Annotated in this window: 19 protein-coding genes; 6 read left to right on the top strand and 13 right to left on the bottom strand. The window is 71.3% G+C overall.

The genetic code is table 11. The features are described from left to right. The first annotated feature begins 15 nt into the window (after positions 1–15). Positions 16–696 carry a polysaccharide deacetylase family protein gene (locus ADY59_RS14325; protein WP_053174752.1) on the top strand — a complete coding sequence of 227 codons (681 nt, stop codon included), beginning with the start codon at positions 16–18 and terminating at the stop codon, positions 694–696. On the opposite strand, the gene ADY59_RS14330 is transcribed toward ADY59_RS14325, so the two are convergent. Continuing rightward, positions 680–1303, bottom strand: coding sequence for a TetR/AcrR family transcriptional regulator (locus ADY59_RS14330; protein ID WP_049562347.1), 624 nt, complete (start codon positions 1301–1303; stop codon positions 680–682). The two genes, ADY59_RS14325 and ADY59_RS14330, sit on opposite strands and share 17 nt — an antisense overlap. A gap of 123 nt (positions 1304–1426) precedes the next feature. On the opposite strand from ADY59_RS14330, the gene ADY59_RS14335 reads away from it, so the two are divergent. After that, the gene (locus ADY59_RS14335; RefSeq protein ID WP_049562348.1) at positions 1427–2248 is read left to right on the top strand and encodes an SDR family NAD(P)-dependent oxidoreductase; all 822 of its coding nucleotides are present in this window, start codon (positions 1427–1429) and stop codon (positions 2246–2248) included. 36 nt (positions 2249–2284) lie between these two features. Here ADY59_RS14335 and ADY59_RS14340 read toward each other — a convergent pair whose 3' ends face one another. Beyond that, entirely contained in the window at positions 2285–3241 is a 957-nt protein-coding gene (locus ADY59_RS14340) for a LysR family transcriptional regulator (protein WP_049562350.1), read from the bottom strand. A gap of 118 nt (positions 3242–3359) precedes the next feature. Between ADY59_RS14340 and ADY59_RS14345 the strand changes: the two genes are divergently transcribed. After that, on the top strand, positions 3360–5792 hold the full coding sequence (locus tag ADY59_RS14345; protein WP_231618713.1) for a collagenase: 2433 nt from the start codon (positions 3360–3362) through the stop codon (positions 5790–5792). A 37-nt stretch (positions 5793–5829) separates the two neighbouring features. Here ADY59_RS14345 and ADY59_RS14350 read toward each other — a convergent pair whose 3' ends face one another. The 7 genes from ADY59_RS14350 to ADY59_RS14380 all read right to left on the bottom strand — a co-directional run bounded on the left by ADY59_RS14350 (position 5830) and on the right by ADY59_RS14380 (position 13051). Beyond that, a complete protein-coding gene (locus tag ADY59_RS14350; protein WP_049562353.1) occupies positions 5830–6273 on the bottom strand; it encodes a nitroreductase family deazaflavin-dependent oxidoreductase in 444 nt (147 codons plus the stop codon). A gap of 196 nt (positions 6274–6469) precedes the next feature. Further along, a complete protein-coding gene (locus ADY59_RS14355; protein ID WP_049562355.1) occupies positions 6470–7000 on the bottom strand; it encodes a PadR family transcriptional regulator in 531 nt (176 codons plus the stop codon). Positions 7001–7052: 52 nt separating this feature from the next. Next, positions 7053–7787: a PIG-L deacetylase family protein gene (locus ADY59_RS14360; RefSeq protein ID WP_053174755.1), complete on the bottom strand. Its 735-nt coding sequence runs from the start codon at positions 7785–7787 to the stop codon at positions 7053–7055. Further along, positions 7784–8914, bottom strand: a complete 1131-nt coding sequence (locus ADY59_RS14365) for a hypothetical protein (RefSeq protein WP_049562356.1) — start codon at positions 8912–8914, stop codon at positions 7784–7786. Before ADY59_RS14365 ends, ADY59_RS14360 begins: the two co-directional genes overlap by 4 nt. A 230-nt stretch (positions 8915–9144) precedes the next feature. Then, positions 9145–9510 (bottom strand): hypothetical protein, encoded by a 366-nt coding sequence (locus tag ADY59_RS14370; RefSeq protein ID WP_049562358.1) that lies wholly within the window; start codon positions 9508–9510, stop codon positions 9145–9147. A 445-nt stretch (positions 9511–9955) separates the two neighbouring features. Continuing rightward, complete coding sequence (gene guaA, locus ADY59_RS14375) at positions 9956–11503, bottom strand: glutamine-hydrolyzing GMP synthase (protein ID WP_156325500.1); 1548 nt, start codon at positions 11501–11503, stop codon at positions 9956–9958. Between the two features lie 54 nt (positions 11504–11557). Continuing rightward, a complete protein-coding gene (locus tag ADY59_RS14380) occupies positions 11558–13051 on the bottom strand; it encodes a DUF885 family protein (RefSeq protein ID WP_049562362.1) in 1494 nt (497 codons plus the stop codon). Between the two features lie 136 nt (positions 13052–13187). Between ADY59_RS14380 and ADY59_RS14385 the strand changes: the two genes are divergently transcribed. Beyond that, positions 13188–14183, top strand: coding sequence for a PLP-dependent cysteine synthase family protein (locus ADY59_RS14385; protein WP_049562363.1), 996 nt, complete (start codon positions 13188–13190; stop codon positions 14181–14183). Here the strand turns inward: ADY59_RS14385 and ADY59_RS14390 are convergent. Both ADY59_RS14390 and ADY59_RS14395 read right to left on the bottom strand, forming a co-directional pair. Further along, positions 14164–14901 carry a hypothetical protein gene (locus tag ADY59_RS14390; RefSeq protein ID WP_049562364.1) on the bottom strand — a complete coding sequence of 246 codons (738 nt, stop codon included), beginning with the start codon at positions 14899–14901 and terminating at the stop codon, positions 14164–14166. The two genes, ADY59_RS14385 and ADY59_RS14390, sit on opposite strands and share 20 nt — an antisense overlap. 11 nt (positions 14902–14912) lie before the next feature. Next, positions 14913–15386, bottom strand: coding sequence for an Lrp/AsnC family transcriptional regulator (locus ADY59_RS14395; RefSeq protein WP_049562365.1), 474 nt, complete (start codon positions 15384–15386; stop codon positions 14913–14915). A gap of 64 nt (positions 15387–15450) precedes the next feature. On the opposite strand from ADY59_RS14395, the gene ADY59_RS14400 reads away from it, so the two are divergent. Next, a complete protein-coding gene (locus tag ADY59_RS14400; RefSeq protein ID WP_049562366.1) occupies positions 15451–16800 on the top strand; it encodes a pyridoxal phosphate-dependent decarboxylase family protein in 1350 nt (449 codons plus the stop codon). Between the two features lies 1 nt (position 16801). Here ADY59_RS14400 and ADY59_RS14405 read toward each other — a convergent pair whose 3' ends face one another. Both ADY59_RS14405 and ADY59_RS14410 read right to left on the bottom strand, forming a co-directional pair. Then, positions 16802–17260 carry a hypothetical protein gene (locus ADY59_RS14405; protein ID WP_156325502.1) on the bottom strand — a complete coding sequence of 153 codons (459 nt, stop codon included), beginning with the start codon at positions 17258–17260 and terminating at the stop codon, positions 16802–16804. Positions 17261–17343: 83 nt separating this feature from the next. After that, positions 17344–18849 (bottom strand): succinic semialdehyde dehydrogenase, encoded by a 1506-nt coding sequence (locus ADY59_RS14410; RefSeq protein WP_049562370.1) that lies wholly within the window; start codon positions 18847–18849, stop codon positions 17344–17346. Positions 18850–18921: 72 nt separating this feature from the next. On the opposite strand from ADY59_RS14410, the gene ADY59_RS47525 reads away from it, so the two are divergent. Then, positions 18922–20997, top strand: coding sequence for a WD40 repeat domain-containing serine/threonine protein kinase (locus ADY59_RS47525; RefSeq protein ID WP_053174757.1), 2076 nt, complete (start codon positions 18922–18924; stop codon positions 20995–20997). Positions 20998–21024: the final 27 nt, after the last annotated feature.

Here is a 21024-nt window from a genome sequence, read left to right on the forward strand (position 1 = left end):
GATACAGTTGGGCATGTGCTGATTCAGGGCTTGCTCGCCGTCTCGCTGTCGGTCACCGGCGCCCCCGCTGCCGCCGCTCAGGCGAAGACCGACTGTGCCAAGGTCAAGTGCCTGGCGCTCACGTTCGACGACGGGCCGGGCAAGACCACCCCGGCCCTGCTCGACCTGCTGAAGAAGGAGCGGGTCAAGGCCACCTTCTTCCTGGTCGGCAAGGCTGTGGAGGAGCGTCCGGCGATCGCCAGGCGGGCCGCCCGCGAGGGGCACGCGATCGGCAACCACACCTATTCGCACCCGTCGCTGCCGACGCTGTTCGACGACGACATCCTCGACGAGCTCGCCGCCGCCCAGGAGGCCATCGAGAAGGCCGTCGGCCGGGCTCCGGCGATGTTCCGGCCGCCGTACGGGCACACCGACGACCGGGTGCGCTACCTGGCCGCCCAGGAGGACCTGGCGGAGGTGCTGTGGACGGGCACCACCCTCGACTGGGACCTGCGCGACGCCAAGAAGATCAAGGCCGCGGTGCTGCGGCTGGCCGAGCGCGACGGCGTCATCCTCATGCACGACACGGTCCCGGCGACGGTCAAGGCCATGCCCGGGATCGTCAAGGAGCTGAAGAAGCGCGGCTACCACCTGGTCACGGTGCCGACGCTGCTGCGGGGCAAGAAGCTGGAGGCCGGGGTCAGCTACCCGGAGTGATCTCACCGGCCGGCCGGAAGGCTCTGAGCGTGGCGTCGACGAGCGCGTCGGCGTAGCCGGCGGTCAGCGGCCCCGAGCGGTGCAGCCACCGATGGTGGAGGGGCGCGTAGAGCACTTCGAGCACCAGGTCGAGGTCGGCGTCGGCGTCGAGCTGGCCGGCCCGCTGGGCGCTGCGCAGCCGCTCCTTCTTGACCTCGTCCACGGGGTCCGCGAGCTTCTCGCGATACTGGGCGGCGAGGTCGGGGTCGTTGATGATCTCCAGGTTGAGCGCCCGGATCGGCGCCTCGAAGGCCGGGTCGGCCAGCTCGGCCACCGTCGCCCGCATGACCAGCTTGAGGTCGGCCTCCAGGTCTCCCGTGTCGGGCAGCGCCATGCCCTCGCCCTCGGGGTCCTGGCTGAGGGCCAGGAAGGAGTCGAAGACCACGGCGCCCTTCGACGGCCACCAGCGGTAGATCGTCTGCTTCCCGACCCCGGCCCGTGCCGCGATGGCCTCGATGGAGACCTTCGCGTACCCCATCTCGGAGATCAGCTCGCGGGCGGCGTCGAGGATCGCCTGCCGTGACCGCTCGCTGCGGCGGGCGGGGTTCGGCTTCCTGGTCTCGGGCATGGGGCTCAGGCTACCACCGCTCCGAGACGGCACGTCTCGTCTTGACAGGATGAGTCCCCGCCCCCACACTGAAGCTCGTAGCGAGACGAGACGTCTCGTCCTAGATTGAGGAGTTGACGCGTCATGACGACCGCCAAAGTGTGGTTCATCACCGGTGGTTCCCGTGGGCTGGGCAGGGCGTTCACCGAGGCCGCGCTGGCCGCCGGCGACAAGGTCGTGGCCACCGCCCGCGATGTCGAGCCGCTCGCGGACCTCGCCGCCGCGTATCCGGACGACCTGCTGCCCATGTCGCTCGACGTCTCCGACCGCCAGGCCGTGCACGAGGGCGTGGACCGCGCCGTGGCGGCCTTCGGCGGGCTCGACATCGTGGTCAACAACGCGGGCGGGCTGCTGTACGGCATGGTGGAGGAGGCCACCGAGGAGCAGGTCCGGGCCCATCTCGACGTCAATTTCTTCGGCGCGGTGTGGGTGGCCCAGGCGGTGGTCCCGCACCTGCGGGCCCGCGGGTCCGGGCGCATCCTGCAGGTGACGTCGATGGGCACCGGCGGAGGCATGGCCTCGGTCGGCTACTACGGCGCGGGCAAGGCGGCGCTCGACTCGGTCAGCGAGGCGCTGGCGATGGAGGTCGAGCAGTTCGGCATCAAGGTCACCATCGTGCAGATGGGCGGCTACTCCACCGGGCTGTTCACGACGGGCACGACCGCGACCACTCCCCAGCCGGACTACGACGCCCTGCGGGCCCAGTTGGAGGAGATGTGGGGCGATGACGCCGGGCCCGAGCCGGACACGGCCGCCGCCGTCGTCATGGAGCTGGCCGCGCTGCACGACCCGCCCCAGCGGCTGATCGTCGGCAGCCGCTCCTACGACATCGTCCAGGAAATGGATCAGGCCCGCGCCGAGCTGTACCGGGCGTGGGAGCACCTCAGCCGGAAGGCTCTGGGGTGAGACAGCGGGCCGATGCGCCCGCCGCTGGCCGTCCGCTCAGGTGAGCGGATGGACCTCCGGGTGGGTGCGCCACCAGCGGGTGAAGGCCGGGTTGTCCCCGACGTGGTCCGCGAACGCGCGGGCGAGGCCGCGATAGACGGCGGCGGCCGCGGTGGTGCTGAGGCGGTCGCGGCGCCAGGCCAGGAGGAGGCGGGCGACCTGCGGTTCGCCGGCCAGGGGGCGGACGACGGTGCCTTCGGCGGCGGGCCAGGTGGGGTCGACGAGGCGGACGCCGTGCCCGGCGGCGACGAGAGGCCGGCCGGCGCCGCTGGGGGCGTCGTAGCGGACGTCGGGTTCGAACCCGGCGGCGCGGCAGGAGGCCCGCAGCGCGGCCAGGGAGCCGTCGTCGGCGCCTGGCGGGCTGATCCAGCGTTCGTCCCGCAGATCGGCGAGGTCGATCTCCGGGAGTGCGGCGAGCGGGTGACCGGCCGACAGGGCCACGAAGATGGGGTAACGCGGGACCAGCGTGCGCGTGACCACGGGAGCCGTCAGGGGCACGTCGAAGCCCTCGATCATGCCCATGAGCGCGGCGTCGAGCCGGCCGTGGGCCAGGGCGTCGGCGAGCAGGACGGCGGAGGGCTCGATCCGCAGCGAGATGGGCCGGCCGGGCAGGGCCTCGGCGACGCGGTCGACGACGCTGCCCACGCAGGCCAGGTGGACGCAGCCGAGCTGGAGCCCGGCGGTGGAGGCGCCGGTGTCGCGCAGGTCGCCGAAGAGCGCGTCGATTTCGGACAGCACGATCCTGGCCCGGGCGATGACCTGGCGGCCCAGCGGCGTTGGCTCGACGCCCGCGTGGCTGCGCACGAAGAGCTCTCCCCCGACGATCTCCTCGACCTTCCTGAGCTGGTTCGTCATGGCGGGCTGCGACAGACCGAGGCGCGCGGCGGCTCTGGTCACGCTGCCCGTCTCGGCTATCGCACAGACCATCCGGAGGTGCCTGAGGTCGAGGTCCATGACCAGAAATTAGGGCATACGCAACACTTATGCCCGGCTGTATGACCCACGCTCACGGATGACTTTCACACTCGGACCGACCTCGCATCCAAGTGGATACCCCCCTCCGGAGGTTCGTGTGCGAAAGCTTCTCCTGTTAGCCGCCCTGCTCCTGCCCTTCGCGGTCGCGGCTCCGGCCATGGCCATGGCCTCGGCCGAGCCGCCGCCCGTCGCGGCGGCGACGGCCGACGATCACGTACGGAAGGAGCCCCTGGCCGTAGAGGACCGGGCGCCGCTGCCCGCCTCCAAGGACGCGCTCCGGCGCGACTACGACGAACCCGGCGAACCCACCGCGATGGCCGCCCAGGCCGCCTGCAGCGTGAGCGACTTCACCAGCCGCACGGGCAGCGCACTCGTCCAGCAGATCAAGGCGTCCACCGTCGAGTGCGTCGGCACGCTGTTCAGCCTGACGGGCCAGGACGCGTACGGCGCCTTCCGCGAGGCGCAGATGGCCGCTGTCGCGTACGCGCTCCGCGACAACGGCGCGAGCTACCCGGGCGACAACAGCACCCATACCGCCCAGCTCGTTCTCTACCTGCGGGCCGGCTACTACGTCCAGTGGTACAACCCCGCCGACGTCGGGGCGTACGGCCAGGCGCTGAAGAGCGCCATCAGGGCCGGCCTGGACGCCTTCTTCGCCCACCCGCGATCTTCGACGGTCAGCGACGCCAACGGCGAGGTGCTGGCCGAGGCGGTCACGCTGATCGACAGCGCCGGCGAGAACGACCGCTACCTGTATGTCGTCGAGCGCCTGCTCAACGACTACGACAGCATGTACGACGCGTCCTGGTCGATGCTGAACGCGGTGAACAGCGTGTACACGGTGCTGTTCAGGGGGCATCAGCTGCCGGCGTTCGTCGCGGCCGTGCGGGCCGATCACGGGGTGCTCGACACACTGGGCTCGTTCGCGGCACGCCACCTGTCGCTGCTCGGCACCGAGCGGGCGTACCTGACCTCGAACGCGGGCCGCGAGCTGGCCCGCTTCCTGCAGTACGCGGACCTGCGGGCGGCGGTCCGGCCGCTGGCGCGCGACCTGCTCGGGCGCAGCTCCATCACCGGCGCCACGTCGGCCCTGTGGGTCGGGGTCGCGGAGATGGCCGACTACTACGACGGGGCGAACTGCTCGTACTACGACATCTGCGATCTGCAGGAGCGGCTGGCGGCCGAGGTGCTGCCGGTCACCCACACCTGTAGTCCCAGCATCAGGATCCGCGCCCAGCAGATGACGTCCGCGCAGCTGAGCGGCAGTTGCTCCAGCCTGGCGGGGCAGGACGCGTTCTTCCACGGCCTGGCGCGTGACAGCGGCCCGGTGTCCGGCGACGGGAACACCACGCTGGAGGTGGTGGTGTTCGACTCCAGCACCGACTACCAGACCTACGCCGGCGCGATGTTCGGCATCGATACGAACAACGGCGGCATGTACCTGGAGGGCGACCCGGCGGCGGCGGGCAACCAGCCGAGGTTCATCGCGTACGAGGCCGAGTGGCTGCGCCCCGGCTTCCAGATCTGGAACCTCAACCACGAGTACACCCACTACCTGGACGGCCGTTTCAACATGCACGGCGACTTCACGGCCGGGGTCAGCACGCCGACGATCTGGTGGATCGAGGGCTTCGCCGAGTACGTGTCGTACTCGTACCGGAATCTGACGTACGACGCGGCGATCGCCGAGGCGGCCAAGCGGACGTACGGGCTGTCGACGCTGTGGGACACCACGTATGCGCACGATTCCACCCGGATCTACCGGTGGGGGTACCTGGCCGTCCGGTACATGTTCGAGCGGCATCCGGCTGACGTGGCGACCGTGCTCGGCTCGTACCGGACCGGGCGGTGGAGTGCCGCGCGCACGTTCCTGACCAGCACGATCGGCAGCCGGTACGACTCGGACTGGTCCACCTGGCTGGCCTCCTGCTGCTCGGGCGGCGGCAACCAGTCCCCGTCGGCGGCCTTCTCCTTCACCGTGGACGGCCTGGCCGCCGCCTTCACCGACACCTCGTCCGACGCCGACGGCACGATCGCCTCCCGCCGGTGGGACTTCGGCGACGGCGCCTCCTCCACGGCGGCGAACCCGGCTCACACCTTCCCGTCGCCCGGCACGTACACGGTCAGTCTGACCGTCACCGACGACGAGGGCGCGACCGCGACCACCAGCAAGCAGGTCACGGTCTCGACCGGCTCCGCCCCTGAGTGCACCGGCTCCGACACGCGACAGCTCGGGCAGGACTGCCGGCGGAGCGGTTTGTCGGCGTCCACCGGGAACTACGCCTACCTGTACCTGTACGTGCCGGCGGGGACGGCGAAGCTGACCATCACCTCGTCGGGCGGCACCGGTGACGCCGACCTGTACTACAGCGGAAGCTCCTGGGCCACCACGTCGTCCTACGCGCAGCGGGCGACGGGGACGGGCAACGCGCACACGCTGACGGTCGTCAACCCGGCGACCGGCTACCACTACGTCAGCCTGCACGGGGCGCGGGCCTTCACGGGGGCGGCGGTCACGACGGACTTCTGACAGCCCTGCCACTCCCGGGGCCGCGCGGCCCCGGGAGTCAGGCCGGGCGCGATGCCGTCCGCTCGATGATCACGACCGGGATCCGCCTTGACGTCTTCCGCTGATAGCCGAGGTAGTGCGGCCAGATACCGGTCATCGTCTCCCACAGGCGGGGCCGCTCGTCCTCGGCCGCCGGGCGGGCCTCGGCGTCGAACACCTCGGCCTCGACCTGCACCTTGACCTGCGGCTGAGCGAGCAGGTTGTGGAACCAGAGCGGATGGTCGGCGGCGCCGCCGTTGGAGGCGACCACGAGGTAGCGGTCGCCGTCGCGGCCGTAGATGAGTGCGGTGCGCCGGGGAAGCCCCGAGCGTCGGCCGATCGTCGTGATCAGCAGCGTGGGGGCGCCGTGGAAGAGGTGACCGCGAGCGCCGCCGGACTCGGCGTAACCCTTGACGTGCTTGGCCACCCAGCCGGTCGGGCTGTCGATCGGCTCCTGGCTCATCGCGCCGCTCCGCCCATCTGGCGGGTGCCGGCGCCCGGCACGCGCCGGCCGGTGGGGCCGCCCGAGGTCGTCGCCACAAGGACCGTTGTCGTGGTGCGCATAGGACTCCTTGGAGATACCCAAACTTGGGTAACCAAATTTGGGTATCGAACTATGGCTCATCCACCTCCCTGCCGTCAAACCGGTGCGCGGCCGATCAGGCCGGCTCCTCGCCGCGTTCCAGCCGCCCGATCAGGTCGCGGATCCACGCCGCCTCGGCCGCCGCCTGCGCCGCGCGCAGGGCGAACAACTCCGTCACGCTCCTGGGGCGCTTTCCCTCCCGGGCCGTGGCCACGATCCGCGCCCGCTCACCCTCCAGAGCGCGCACCCGCTCGTCGAGCAGCGCGATCACCTCCTCCTCGGGCAGCGCGGGCAGCAGCACCAGGGCGGCGTCGAGCAGTTCCGGACGCCGATCGGGAACCCTCAGGGCGCTTCTGAGCAGCCCGCGGAACTCCGCCTCGCCCTTCTCGTTGATGGCGTAGTCGACGCGACCCGGCCATTCGTGGACCTCGCTGGTGTCCAGGAGACCTTCCTTGGCCAGTTGCCGCAGCGCGTGGTAGATCGAGCCCGACCTGAGCCCCGCCCATTGCCCGGCCTCCCACGACTCCAGCTCGGAGCCCACCAGGTAGCCGTGCGCCTGACCGTGCAGCCGCACCACGCCGAGGACCAGCAGTCGCGTCGCCGACATCGTCTCCCCCACTCACCGGGGCCCGGTAACCGCCGCTGCCCTGCCGAACAGGCTAGCCGTCGTGCCCGTGGCGGCGAGCGCGGTGGAGGGCCCAGATCAGCTCGTGGTTGAGCGGGCCCGGCCGCGCCAGGATGTCGCCGAACTCGCTGGCCAGCGGGGCGAGCTGGGAGGCGTAGCAGAGGATGGCCCGCCGCTTGGCGCCCCAGGCTTCCGCGTCGAGCCGCTCCTCCCGGTGCGGGCTGATGGACTCCAGCGTCCGCAACGGCGCCCCCGCCCTCGGGTGCTCGGTGAGCGCCCGGGAGGCCGCCCCCGTCCCCCACTCGCGGACGACCGACGCGTACGGCAGGTCGGCGTAGAGCCACGGAGCCGGGCCGCCGGCGCGCTCCAGGGTCTCCAGCGCCTGGTCGCGGACCCGGAGGTGGGCGCGGTTGCCGATGCCCATGGGCAGCAGGACCTGGGTGTCCGGCCCGGCGTGGGTGGCCAGGCAGTCGTCCAGGCCGCTCAGCCGCGTCCCGCCGGCGGGCGCGTCGGGATGGTCGAGCACGATCTGCGCCACGCCGAGCGCCGTGCAGGCCCGGGCGTCCTCCGCGCGCCGCTCGCGTACGGCCTCGTCGGTGGAGGTGAACCCGCACAGCCGGTCCCACGCCGACGGGCCCGAGTCCGTGGCGGGCGGCCCGCCGTGGACGGTGACGATCGCGGCGGGACGCGGCAGCGCGGCCAGAACGCCCGCCGTCGACAGGACCGCGTCGTCGAAGTGCGGCGAGACCACCAGCGTGCGAAAGCTCACGCCCGGCCCCCGGTCCGCGTCAGAGCCAGTCCGCGGCTGCCGCGTTTGCGCAGGTAGGCACGCCCGTCGCAGACGAACTCCAGCGCGGGCGCGGCCAGCTCGCAGCGTTCGGCGACGGTCCAGGCCGACTGCTCGCGCACCCACGGCCACACCGTGTCGTTGAGCCGCTCGGCGGCCAGCGAGATCAGCAGGAGATTCGCCGGCAGCCGGTGCAGGAGGTCGAGGTCCTGGCCGTAGTAGAGCATCTCGCTCAGCAGGTACGCGCCGGCGGGTCCGCCCGCGGCCAGCTCCTCCAGCCCGTCGGCCGTGGCCTCGACTCCCGGCACGGTTCGCAGGCGGGCGTGGAAGGCGGGGTTGGGCTCGGCGGCGTACACGGTGTAGCCCTTGTCCACGAGCCGCCGGGCGAGCGCGCCCTCACAGGCTCCGACCTCGACGACCGGGCCGTCGTCGGGGACCCACCAGCGGGCCACCCAGGCGGCGGTCGCGTCCAGCCGGGCGCCCTCGTAGGCGGAGGACTCGAACTCCCACGGGTCGGCCACCTGGGCGGCGTCGTCGGTCAGGCTGGCGGTCAGCGCGTACAGCCGGTCGGCCGGCCCCGGCTCCAGGCGGACGAAGCGCTCGACGGCCGGCACCCGGTCCGTGGTGACGAGGCGGTCGGCCACCCGGCTGTTCAGCAGCGGCGCGGCGTGGATCGCGGCGAAGCCGAGCTTGGCCGCCGCCTGGGCGCCGTCCAGGGACACGGCGAGATCGGCGATGAGCTGCAGGTGAGGGTTGTCGCCCACCGCGCAGGCGGCGACGCCTGCGGCGTGGACGACGCTCCTGCCGAACCTGGCCCGGCGGGAGCGGTGGTCGGCGGGCGAGTGCGTCCACACCTCGGGCTCCGGCACGTCGCGCAGCCGGGCGGCGAGCGTTTCCGTCGCAGGGAGCGGGGCGGTGTTCCCGCCCGGGTCGACGTGCGGCGCGAGCAGATCCAGCCGCTCGGCGAGCGGCCTGCCGCCCGGCAGGACGACGGGCTCGGCCCGCGCCCCGGCCAGCACGTGAACGTCGTCGCCGGCATGGCGGGCCAGGACGGACAGGAATTCCAGGGCGATGTCTTCGGCATGCAGCACTGCGACGACCGGTGTCATGGTGTCCCCCGTGAGCCGGTGAGTTGACGCTACAGTAAAGAATCTTTCCAGTCGAGGATAAGGGGGCGCCAGGCCGTAGGGAAGATCCACTTCGGGATTTCCGGGTCAGCCTCCTCAAGCAGGCCGAGCCCCCGTGCCACGCGCCTCAATGGCGGTGGGACGGGGGCTCGCTCACGCTGACCCGGGGCCGCGATCGCCAATCTTCCGGGTTCCTTGATTTCTGCGATCGGTCAGCAGCCGCTGGTGATTCTGGTGAGTGTCGAAGCGGCCCCGATGTTGAACTTCTTCTTCCCCTTCGTGCCACCGTTGGTCACGAAGCACTCCCTGTAGTTGGCGACCGGATTGTTGATGTGCAACGTCGCATACACGCGGTGCGAACAATGGTTGTTGAAGTAGACCGTGACGCTGATGTCGCCGTCCGCCCACGAATAATTGGACCTTGCGCCCTTCGGGGCCTTGCATGCGATGCTCGTCCGGGAAGCCGATTGAGCTGAGAGTTCGCCGGAGCTCGCCGCCTGGGCACCGCCCCCGGACAGCGCCGTGAGCGCACCTGCGGCGGCCACCGTCGCCACCAGAATCCCGAGAGTCTTCTTCACCGAGTTTTCCTCCCTATCAAGCAGATCATCGAGCAGTCTGCCAAGGGAACCATCGCGAAGTCGTTGGCCAGGAATCCACAATTTCTTGACGCTCGGTCCACAGTTCAAGCCGGGGTGCTCTCACGAAAACGCCGGAGGGAGGCGGTGCTCCAGCCAAGGCCCGCCGAAATCAACGAGTTGACCGCCAAAGGGCTCCTCCGACACCGGGAGGAGATAGCCGATGAGACGGTGGAGGAGAATGGCGGGTGAGCGCTTTCGCATTACCGCGCGCACCCGGTTGACGGCCCGCCGTCCCAGGGAGCGTGGCTATGCCCAGCGGGAGATCGGTGCGTTGTTCGGTGTGAGCCACGCACCGGCGAAAGGCCGGGGTCGAAGGGGCCGGGAGGTCCCTGGGGAGACAGCCCCGAGCCGTAGGCGAGGGACCACGCCCTTCAGGCGACGGCGCCTACTCCCACTCGATGGTGCCCGGGGGCTTGCTGGTCACGTCGACCACGACGCGGTTGACCTCGCGCACCTCGTTGGTGATCCGCGTGGAGATGCGCGACAGCACGTCGTAGGGCACCCGCGCCCAGTCGGCCGTCATCGCGTCCTCGGACGTGACCGGCCGCAGCACGACCGGATGCCCGTACGTACGGCCGTCGCCCTGGACGCCGACCGAGCGGACGTCGGCGAGCAGGACGACCGGGCACTGCCAGATCTCCCGGTCGAGGCCGGCCCGGGACAGTTCCTCGCGGGCGATGGCATCGGCGTCGCGCAGCAGGTCGAGGCGGTCGCGGGTGACCTCGCCGACGATGCGGATGGCGAGGCCGGGGCCGGGGAACGGCTGGCGCCAGACCATCGCGGCCGGCAGGCCGAGCTCCTCGCCGGCGCGGCGGACCTCGTCCTTGAACAGCGTGCGCAGCGGCTCGACCAGCTTGAACTGCAGGTCTTCCGGCAGGCCGCCGACGTTGTGGTGGGACTTGATGTTGGCGGTGCCGGTGCCGCCGCCGGACTCGACCACGTCGGGGTAGAGGGTGCCCTGGACGAGGAAGTCGACGGGGCCGTCGGCCATGATGGCGCGCTGCTCGTCCTCGAAGACGCGGATGAACTCGCGACCGATGATCTTGCGCTTCTCCTCCGGGTCGCTGACGCCCTCCAGCGCCTTCAGGAAGCGGTCGGCGGCGTCGACGACGCGCAGGTTGACGCCGGTGGCGGCGACGAAGTCACGTTCGACCTGCTCGGCCTCGCCCTTGCGCAGCAGGCCGTGGTCGACGAACACGCAGGTCAGGCGGCTGCCGATGGCGCGCTGGACGATGGCGGCGGCCACCGCGGAGTCGACGCCGCCCGACAGGGCGCAGATGGCGCGGCCGTCGCCGACCTGCTGCCGCACGGCCTCGACGGAGTCTTCGACGATGTTGAGCATCGTCCAGGTGGGGCGGCAGCCGGCCGCGTCGAGGAAGTGCTTGAGCACGGCCTGGCCGTGCTCGGAGTGCAGCACCTCGGGGTGGAACTGGACGCCGTAGAGGCCGCGCTCCGGGTGCTCGAACGCGGCGACCGGGGTCTCGCTGGTCGACGCGGTCACCGCGAAACCGGCGGGGGCCGCCGCGACGCTGTCGCCGTGGGACATCCAGACCTGCTGGCTGCCCGGCAGCCCGGCGAAGATCACGCCCTCGCGCAGGACCTCCAGCGAGGTGCCGCCGTATTCGGCCACGCCGGTGCGGGCCACCTCGCCGCCGAGCGCCTGGGCCATGGCCTGAAACCCGTAGCAGATGCCGAACGTGGGCACCCCGGTGTCGAACAGGCCGTGCGGCACGGCGGGGGCGTTGTCCGCGTAGACGGACGACGGGCCGCCCGAGAGGATGATCGCCTTGGGCTTTTTGGCCAGCATCTCCTCGACCGGCATCGTCGACGGGACGATCTCGGAGTAGACGTGGCACTCGCGCACCCGCCTCGCGATGAGCTGCGCGTACTGCGCGCCGAAGTCGACGACCAGTACCGTGTCGAATTCAGACACCGAAGAGAACCCCCCAAAGGCGAATGCGGTAATCCCAGTGTATCGGCCCCCGCCTCAGAGGATGGCGTCGAGGAGGCCCAGCGGCGGCGAGCCCAGATCGAACATCGCCTTGTGGAAACGCCGCAGCGTGAACGCCGCGCCCCACTCGCGCCGCGCCCGCTCCCGAAGGTCCAGGATGACCAGCTTGCCCCAGGTGTAGCGGCCGTACGTCGGGTCGAACGAGGCCCGCCTGGCCTCCGCCAGCGCGGCCGGCCCCGCCAGGTGCGTGTCCGACTCGAACCGCGCCGCCGCGTCCTCCACCGTCATGACGCCGGTGTGCACGCCGATCGCGCAGGCCAGCCGGGTGACGCGGATCAGCGCCTCCACCCAGACGCCGATCTCGAACCGCGGGTCGTCGGCCTCGAAGCCCTCCTCGACGCACAGTTCCTCGGCGTAGTGGGCCCAGCCTTCGATGAACGACATCGACTGCAGCAGCCGCCGGACGTCGGACCCGGCGGCGCGCAGGGCCAGGCCGTGGGAGAAGTGGCCGGGCGCCACCTCGTGCACGTTGATGGCGGGCAGCGTGGTGTCGCTGAAGACCTCCAGCCACTCCTCCGCGTCCTGGGCCGGCCACGACGGGTCGGGCGGGGTGATGTGGTACCAGGAGGGGCCGGCCGGCTCGCCGGGGGCGTTCCACGACATCATCGCCATCGCCCACCGGCGCGACTCGGGCGCGAGGCCGACCAGGCACTCGCCGTCGTGGTAGGGCACCAGGTCCTTCTCGCGGGTGAACGCGATCGCCTTCTCGGTGCCGGCCCTGGCCGCCTCGATCACGCCGTCGGCGTCCGGGTGCTGCTTGACGAGCTCGCGTACGACGTCCAGCGGCGGACGGCCGGGTTCGCCGAGACGCGCGCACGCGTCGGTGAGCCGGGCGAGCAGCCTGTCGCGTTCGGCGTCGGCGCGCTCGGCGAGCTTGCCCAGATCCACGTCCAGGCCCTCGGCGGCGCCCATCAGGCGGGCCAGGGCGGGGCCGCCGAGCGCGGCGTCCGGGTCGCCCGTCTCGGCGGCGCGCTCGACGTGCGCGACCAGCGCCGCGTGCGCCTTCAGGGCCGCCTCGTCGGTGACGCCGGCGGCCAGGCCCTTCACGGCGCCGAGCAGGGAGCGCGCCACCGGGGCGCTGAGCTGGTCGAGGGAGGCGATCGCGTGGGCCACGGCGTCGGGCCAGAGCGCCAGGTGGGCGGCCTTGGCCGCGGCGCGCGCGGCCCCGGGGCCGTAGTCGCGGTCGTAGCAGGCCAGGTCGAGGTTGGACAGGTGGATCAGCGGGTTCTTGCGGTGCAGCTCCAGCTCGCCGAGCTGGAAGCGCAGGCTTTCCTCGAACACGCCCAGGTGCCGCGCATCGTACGGGTCGGCGGGGACGTCGCCCTCACCCAGGCGGGCCAGCCCGGCTCTGACGCCCTCGGGCGACAGGTCCTGGATGGCGCCGTCGTACTCGTGCCTGCCGCCGCCCTCGCGAGCTTCGGCCATGGTCAGGTCGGTGATGGCGCGGAGTCTGGGCTGGAGTTCGGTCATGCCTCGGGAGGATAAGGGAGGATGCCTGGCATGAACATCCGCTTCACCCGGCGCGGGGACACGCCGGTGCGGGAGTTCGAGGGGCTCGCCGCGGCTCCGAGCGGTTTCCTCTCGGCGGACAGGGCAGGTGGAAGACGTGAGCTGGGATGTCCGGGCGCTCGACCTGTTGCAGGCGGGGCCGCCCACACCGCTGATCGAGTTCCCCGTCGGGGCGCCGGGGATCCGGCTGCTGCTCAAGGACGAGTCCGCGCATCCGACCGGGAGCCTGCGGCACCGGCATGCCAGGGCGCTGTTCCGGCAGGCGGTGCTCGACGGGGTGATCTCCAGCGGGACGACCGTGGTCGAGGCCACGGGGGGCAACGCCGCCGTGGCTCAGGCGTGGTTCGCCCGGCGGCTCGCCCTGCCGTACGTGGCGATCATGCCTGGGAAGCGGTCGGCGGAGCGGGCGCGCGCGGTGGAGGAGCTCGGCGGTGAGTGCCGGTTCGTGACGCCGCCGCTGGCGATCTACGACGCGGCGCGGGAGGTGCCGGGGCACTTCCTCGACCAGTTCGGGCGGGCCGTCGAGCACGACCTCGCCACCGAGCTGTTCGCCCAGGTACGTCCCGACTGGGTGGTGGTGGGAGCCGGGACCGGCGCCACGTCGGCGACCCTGGGCCGCTGGCGTCGTGACCACGCCGAGGAGGGGCCCGGGGTGGCCGTGGCGGATCCGGAGAACTCCGCCTATTTCCCCGGCTGGACGCTGGACGTGCCCGACTACGCCACCGGGATGCCGTCGCGGATCGAGGGGATCGGGCGGCCTCGGATCGAGCCCGGGTTCCGGCCCGACCTCGTCGACCTGGTCATCCCGGTGCCCGACGCGGCGAGCGTGGCCGCGGCGCGGCTCATCCGGGAGGTGACCGGGCTGCCGGTCGGCGGCTCGTCGGGGACCGCGCTCTGGGCGGCCCTTGAGCTGGTGGAGCGGATGCGCGGCCGGGGCGAGAGCGGGACGGTGGTGTCGGTGCTCGGCGACGCCCAGGATCGGCATCTGGCGACCTTCCATGACGACGGATGGGCCGCCGCCAAGGGCCTGGACGTCCACGGGTTCCAGGAACGGCTGCGGGACCGTACGGGATTCAGCTCAACGGGTGGCTGACCCAGACGTTGGGCTCGACGTAGACGGCGTAGTCCTGCTCCACCACGCAGTGGACCGGGCTGAGCGCGCCGGGGACCTCGATCGTGCCCGTGCGGTCGAACGGCTCGCCGGTCCAGCCGCGCCACTCGGCGAGCGTGCCCGAGACGACCATCGAGCGCGGCGCCACCTTGACGATCTTCCCGCCCGCGCGTACGTGGACGCGTAGCCAGGCGTCGTGCGGGAGGCCGTCGGGGCGGGTGCGGAAGGCGTACTCGGCCATGGGGGTGTGCGGTTCGAGGTGCTTCTGGTTGGGCCGCACCGGGGCGACGAGCTCGTCGAAGCCCTGCTTGGCGGCATGTTCGCGCATGGCGGCGACCATGAGCGGGGAGAGGCCGGTGCCCAGCAGGTCGCGCCGGACGGTGATCTCCAGGGCCGAGATCCTGTCGGGCGTGGTGCCGCCCTCGCGGCCCAGCCAGGCGCGCCGGATCGCGCCGTCCCAGCCGTCGTCGGGCAGCCCGTCGGCGGCGAACGGCACCATGCAGGCCCTCGCCGCCAGCCGGCCCGGCTCGTCCTCGCTGTCGGCCACCAGCACGTAGTCCGCGTAGGTGCGGGCGCAGATCCCGTAGTAGAAGTCCGCGATGGGGTCGTTCAGCATGAACTCCTGCCAGGAGCTCTCCATGTTCCACAGGGTCGCGGCGAACTCGGGGCGCTCGGCAAGCGTCGTGATCCGGAGGGTCATGGGGATAAGTGTTACATTTCGGACGGCCGCTGGATGGGCTGGTGCTCGGTCTTGAAGATCAGCGTCGTGTGCAGGTGCACGATCTCCGGCCGGATCAGGAACTTCTCCAGGCAGAGCCGGTGCAGGTGGTCGGCGTCGGCCACGGCGACGTGCACCAGGAAGTCCTCCGCGCCGGCCACGTGGAAGAGCGTGATCGTCTCCGGCAGGCCCAGCACGAACGAGCGCAGCGGGTCCACGAGCTGACTGGTGTGCGGCCGCACCCGCAGCGCGAACAGCGCCTGAAGAGGGCGGCCCAGCCGGGCGGGGTCGACGGAGGCGCGGAACCCGGTGATGATCCCCCGGCGGCGCAGTGACCGGACCCGTTCGAGCGCGGTGGAAGGCGCCACGCCGAGCCGCCCGGCGAGGTCCTTGTTGGGCAGCCGCGCGTCCTTCTGCAACTCGGCGAGGATCGCGAGGTCGATCGCATCCAGTTCGGCGTTATACATGTTTATCGCCCTTCGATTCGGCCAGGCTAGCCTTTCGCCGACGAAGTCATCAATATCCCGAGATATGTGGAACATTGAGGAGTTCACCGAAGCCGCCGGGATCACCGTCGGCGAGCTGGCCGCGTACGTGGCCGGCAGCCAGCGAGGTGAGGCCCCCGTGCTGCGCCGCACGCCGCCGCGGGAGCTGGCCGAGCGGCTCGGCCTGCGGGACCTGATCGCGAAGGGCGGCCTGACGCCGGGCACCTACCGCGACTTCCTGCGGACGTTCCTGGAGGAGGGCACCAGGCTGCACCATCCCGGCTTTCTCGCCCACCAGACCGCCTCGCCGGACTTCCCGGCCGCGCTCGCCGATTTCGTGCACGGCGCCACGAACAACCCGATGGCCGTCTACGAGATGGGGGCGGCGGCTGCCACGGTCGAGTTCGAGGTCTTGCGGTGGATGCTGGGCAAGGTGGGCTTCGCGGCGGGCGGCGGGGTGCTGACGCACGGCGGTTCGCTGGCGAACCTGACCGCCCTGCTGGCGGCCCGGGCGCGGGCGGTGCCGGACGCCTGGGACGACGGCGTGCCGGGCGACCTGGTGATCCTGGCCCCGCCGGCGGCGCACTACTCGATCGCGCGGGCGGTCTCCATCCTCGGGCTCGGGCAGCGGTCGCTGATCCCGCTGGAGACGGACGGACTCGGCCGGATCGATCCCGCCAGACTGCCCGACATTTCAGGGAAAAGGGTGATGGCGCTGGTCGCGTCCGCCTGTGCCACCGGCACCGGGCTCCACGACGACCTGCGGGCCATCGGCGCGTGGTGCAGCGAACGCGGCGTCTGGTTCCACGTGGACGCCGCGCACGGCGCCTCGGCCCTGCTGTCGGACCGGCACGCGCACCTGCTCGACGGCGTCGAGCTGGCCGACTCGGTCATCTGGGACGCGCACAAGATGCTGCGCACCTCGTCACTGGCCGCCGCCGTGCTGGTGCGGCGCGAGGCCGACCTGGACGCCGCCTTCAAGCAGGAGGCCAGCTACCTCTTCTACGGCGACCAGGGCTTCGACCTCATCAACCGCACGGTCGAGTGCACCAAGGCGGAGCTCGGGCTGAAGATCTTCCTGAACCTCGCCTGGCGCGGCGAGCGCGGCCTCGGCGAGTACGTGGCCGGGCGGTACGACACGGCGCGCCGGTTCTGGGAACTGGCCCGCGACCGGCCCGGCTTCACGGTGCCGTACGAGCCGGAGAGCAACATCGTCTGCTTCCGTCACGGCGACGGCGACCAGGCGGCCATCCGGGAACGGCTCATGCGCGACGGCTCCTTCCACCTCAGCTCCACCGAGCTGGGCGGCGTACGCCACCTGAGGATCACCGTGATGTCCCCGGCGACGGACGACCGCACGCTGACCTCGCTCCTGGACGAGATCGAGGCCCTGTGAGCTAGCGGCAGGCGACGCCGGTCAGGTCGAGCCTGCCGTTGTAGTCGTCGCCCGGACCGGTGTGGTCGCCGTGCCGGGCGCGGATGCTCACGCAGATGTCCTTGCCGTAGACCTTGACGGGGCCCGCGTAATACTTGAAACGGCCCTGGTCCTCGTCGTAGTTGTTCTTCCAGTTGTCCTCGGCCCAGCGAGAGTTGTACATCTCCAGCCACATGGGCGTCTTCTCGCCGTAGCGGGCGCCCTTGCGCTTGACCAGGGCGGCACAGTTCCACCCGGTGCGGGCGTTGTAGTAGAGCTTGACGTCACTGCGGTAGTAGGTGGAGCCGTCGAGCGCGTCCTTCATCGGCACCTTCCAGCTCCCGACCAGCGTGCCGCTGCAACCGTACGCCGCCGCGCCGGCCGCCGTGGGCGTGGCCAGGTGCAGCGCCAGGACGGCCGCCCCCGCGAGCGAAGCGGTCATCGTTCTTTTGAACACCATGAAACCCCCAAGAAGAGTCAAAAGACCCTTCCAGGGTTAACAAAGCCCGGCGTCCGCAGTCAAACTCACTTCAGCCGCAGCCGCTTCATCGTCTTGAGCGTCGTCGCCAGCACGTCGGCCCACTTCTCGTACGTCAGGTCGAACGGCGGCTCGAACCCCAGCCAGCTCGCCTGCGAGGCCACGGTCTGCGCCTCGGTGTAGCGCAGCAGCCCCTCGGCCCCGTGCCTGCGCCCCAGGCCGGACGCCTTCATCCCGCCCATCGGCGCGTCGTAGGAGGCGTACGCGGAACCGTACCCCTCGTTGATGTTGACCGTGCCCGCGTCGAGCCGGGCGGCGAACGCGCGGCCGCGCGCCGGGTCGGTGGTCCAGACGGCGGCGTTCAGCCCGTAGATGGTGTCGTTGGCCAGCTCGGCCGCCTCGTCGTCGGTGCCGTACGGGTAGAGCGCGACCACCGGGCCGAACGTCTCGTTGCGGCACAGCTCCATGTCCTCGGTGACGCCGGTGAGCACGGTGGGCTCGTAGAACAGCGGCCCGAGGTCGGGCCTGGCCCGGCCGCCGGCCAGCACGGTCGCGCCGCGCGCCACGGCGTCGTCCACGTGCGCGGTGACCGCGTCGAGCTGCCGCCGGAAGGTGAGCGATCCCATCTGGACCGACCAGTCGCGCCCCGGCCCCACCTTGAGGTTGCCGACCTGCCTGGCGAACCGGGAGGCGAACGCCTCGAACATGGACGCGGGCACGTAGATCCGCTCGATCGACATGCAGAACTGCCCCGCGTTGGCGAAGGACGCCCGCACCGCGCCGAGCACGGCCTGGTCCAGGTCGGCGTCGTCGAGCACCACCATCGGGTTCTTGCCGCCGAGCTCCAGCGAGCAGCCGATGAGCCGCTTGGCCGCCTCCTCGGCGACCTTCCTGCCGCCGCGCGTGGAGCCGGTGAAGGCGACGTAGTCGGCGCCGTCGAACAGCGCGTCGCCGACGTCGGCGGGCTCGCCGAGCACGATCTGCCAGATCTCGCGCGGCATGCCCAGCTCCACCAGCAGGTCCACGGCCCACCGGGTGGACAGCGCGGTCTGTGTGTCGGGCTTGTGCACCAGCGCGTTGCCGGCCAGCAGCGCGGGCACCGCGTCGGTGACGCCGAGGGCGAGCGGATAGTTCCACGGGGTGATCAGGGCGACCACGCCCTTGGGCCGGCGCAGCTCGGTGACCCGGGTGGCGATGGGGAAGATGCCCTTGCGGCGGCTCGGCGCGAGCAGCCCGGCGGCGCGGCGCGCGTAGTAGAGCGTGCAGCCGGCGACGTCGAGCACCTCCTCGAAGGCGTGCTTGCGGGCCTTGCCGGTCTCGTCCTGGAGCAGGTCGAGGATCTCGTCGCGCCGGTCCAGCAGGGCGTCGTGCAGCAGCAGGAACGGCCGCGCCCGCTCCGCGACCGGCCGCGCGGCCCACTCGGCCTGCGCCTCCCTGGCACGCCGGTACGCCTCCCGCACGTCGTCGGCGCCGGACAGGGACAGCTCGGCGAGTGGCTCACCGGTGAAGGGGGCAGTGATCCGCTGGGTGCCGCCGCTGGTCGTCAGGTGCATGGCAGAAGGATATTCCGGGACCCTACCGACGGGTAGTTTTTGCCCGTTCCTTACGTGGGACAGAATTTGGTCATGCCAGACATCGCGCCGCTCAGACCGGGAGACCCGCGCAGGCTCGGCGGGCTGGAGCTGCTAGGCCGTCTGGGCGAAGGTGGGCAGGGCGAGGTCTTCCTGGCCAGAGAGCCTTCCGGCACCCAGGTCGCGGTCAAGTGGCTGCGCCCCGAGTCGGCCGGCGACGAGGTGAGCGTCGGGCGGTTCCTGCGCGAGGTCCAGGTGGCGCAGCAGGTCGCGCCGTTCTGCACGGCGGCCGTGCTGGGCACCGGTGTCGAGCACGACCGGCCCTACATCGTCAGCGAGTTCATCGAGGGCCCGTCGCTGCAGCGGATCGTCCAGCAGGAGGGGCCGCGCGCCGGGTCGACGCTGCACCGGCTGGCCATCGGCACCGCCACCGCGCTGGCCGCGATCCACCAGGCCGGGATCGTGCACCGCGACTTCAAGCCGGCCAACGTCATCCTCGGCGCCGACGGGCCTCGGGTGATCGACTTCGGCATCGCGCGGGCGCTCGACGCGACCTCCACGATCAGCAGCATGCCGGTCGGCACGCCGGCGTACATGCCGCCCGAGCAGATCCTGGGGCACCAGGTGGGGCCGGCGGCCGACATGTTCTCGTGGGCCGGCACGATGGTCTACGCGGCCTCCGGGCGGGCCCCGTTCGGCAGCGACACCATGCCGGCGGTGATCAACCGGGTGCTCAACCAGCCGCCCGACGTCATCGAGCTCGACGGGTCGCTGCGCGAGGTCGTGATGGCCTGCCTGAGCAAGGACCCGGCGCAGCGGCCCAGCGCCGAGCAGGTGATCATGCGGCTGCTGCAGCGGCCGATGGCGCCGGGCTCCGGCATCCTCGCGCAGGGCTCGGCGGCCGCTGTACCTGCCGCTGCGCCTTCCTCTGCGCCTGCCGCTGTACCGGCTCCGCCGTGGGCCTCGCCGGCCCAGTATCAGCCGCCGACCGCTCCCAGCGGGTATCCGCAGCAGCCCTACGTGCCGGCGCGGCCGCCCAAGCGCTCGCCCAGGACGTCGCTGATCATGGGCGTGACGGTGGGCTGCGCGTTGCTGCTGCTGGCCGGGGTGGTGACGATCATCCGGCTCGACAAGACCCCGGCCGTCGCGACGCAGTCGCACTCGCCATCGCCCACCCGGTCCAGCTCCACACCGACCGCGAGGCCGACGCCCACCACCACCGAGGTCCCGCCCAAGGGCACGGCCAGGGCGCTCCCCGGCGCCTCGGCGACACTCTACGAGCACCCGTCCGACGCGATCACGCTCACCTCGTACGAGGTCTACAACGAGTCGGGCAAGGAGTGGACGGACTACGCCAGGAAGTCGCTGCGCGGGAAGTTCACCAAGTATCCGCGCAACAAGGAGTCGATGGTCTCGCCCGACGGCCGTTTCCTGGCCGCCCGCGGCAAGGAGTTCGACTCCGACGACTACGACTTCATCGACATCATCGACCAGCGGACGGGCGAGAAGAACACGGTCACGACGGTGAAGGCGCCGCTGGAGAGCACGATCCGGTCGTGGTCGCAGGACGGCACCAAGCTCCTGCTCAACATCGAGGAGGAGAAGGACGACGAGTGGTACTACATCGGATTCGCCGTCATCGACGTTAAATACCGCGTTCCCAAGATCTCGCTGGTGCGTGACAAGCAGGTACAGGAGACCGGCTTCGGCTGGGACGCCGAGGAGCAGGGCGCGGTCAACGTCTACGGCGGCAAGAACAAGGGCCTGCGCTTCTACGACGCCGCCGGTGAGAAGGTCCGCGACGCGCCCGGCATCGGTGCGCCGGCGTCGGGCACGTCGGCGATGTTCTCCCCGTCGGGCGCGGCGTTCGTCACCAACTGTCCCAACGGCGGCGACGGCGACCACTGCGTCTGGGACTCCCGGACCGGCAAGCGCCTGCGCACCTTCACCTCCGACTGCGACAAGGTGCTCGGCTGGTACGACGAGACCCACCTCTACTGCTGGGAGCAGGACAACGAGACCAAGGACACGGTCCAGGTGGTCGACTTCCGCGGCAAGCTGGTGCGCAAACTGCTCGACATCACCGACGACGTGGACTTCAGCCCGATCTACACCTTCAATCCGCGTTGACCCGTGAACCGGCCGGGCGCGCGATCC

The sequence above is a fragment of the Nonomuraea sp. SBT364 genome (assembly GCF_001083785.1).
Classification (GTDB): domain Bacteria; phylum Actinomycetota; class Actinomycetes; order Streptosporangiales; family Streptosporangiaceae; genus Nonomuraea.

Excerpts from the sequence above, each read along its gene's own strand:
- ADY59_RS14330 (WP_049562347.1), bottom strand. The coding sequence starts at position 1,303 with ATGCCCGAGACCAGGAAGCCGAACCCCGCCCGCCGCAGCGAGCGGTCA.
- ADY59_RS14335 (WP_049562348.1), top strand. The coding sequence starts at position 1,427 with ATGACGACCGCCAAAGTGTGGTTCATCACCGGTGGTTCCCGTGGGCTG.
- ADY59_RS14340 (WP_049562350.1), bottom strand. The coding sequence starts at position 3,241 with ATGGACCTCGACCTCAGGCACCTCCGGATGGTCTGTGCGATAGCCGAG.
- ADY59_RS14350 (WP_049562353.1), bottom strand. The coding sequence starts at position 6,273 with ATGAGCCAGGAGCCGATCGACAGCCCGACCGGCTGGGTGGCCAAGCAC.
- ADY59_RS14355 (WP_049562355.1), bottom strand. The coding sequence starts at position 7,000 with ATGTCGGCGACGCGACTGCTGGTCCTCGGCGTGGTGCGGCTGCACGGT.
- ADY59_RS14365 (WP_049562356.1), bottom strand. The coding sequence starts at position 8,914 with ATGACACCGGTCGTCGCAGTGCTGCATGCCGAAGACATCGCCCTGGAA.
- ADY59_RS14380 (WP_049562362.1), bottom strand. The coding sequence starts at position 13,051 with ATGACCGAACTCCAGCCCAGACTCCGCGCCATCACCGACCTGACCATG.
- ADY59_RS14390 (WP_049562364.1), bottom strand. The coding sequence starts at position 14,901 with ATGACCCTCCGGATCACGACGCTTGCCGAGCGCCCCGAGTTCGCCGCG.
- ADY59_RS14395 (WP_049562365.1), bottom strand. The coding sequence starts at position 15,386 with ATGTATAACGCCGAACTGGATGCGATCGACCTCGCGATCCTCGCCGAG.
- ADY59_RS14400 (WP_049562366.1), top strand. The coding sequence starts at position 15,451 with ATGTGGAACATTGAGGAGTTCACCGAAGCCGCCGGGATCACCGTCGGC.
- ADY59_RS14405 (WP_156325502.1), bottom strand. The coding sequence starts at position 17,260 with ATGACCGCTTCGCTCGCGGGGGCGGCCGTCCTGGCGCTGCACCTGGCC.
- ADY59_RS14410 (WP_049562370.1), bottom strand. The coding sequence starts at position 18,849 with ATGCACCTGACGACCAGCGGCGGCACCCAGCGGATCACTGCCCCCTTC.
- ADY59_RS47525 (WP_053174757.1), top strand. The coding sequence starts at position 18,922 with ATGCCAGACATCGCGCCGCTCAGACCGGGAGACCCGCGCAGGCTCGGC.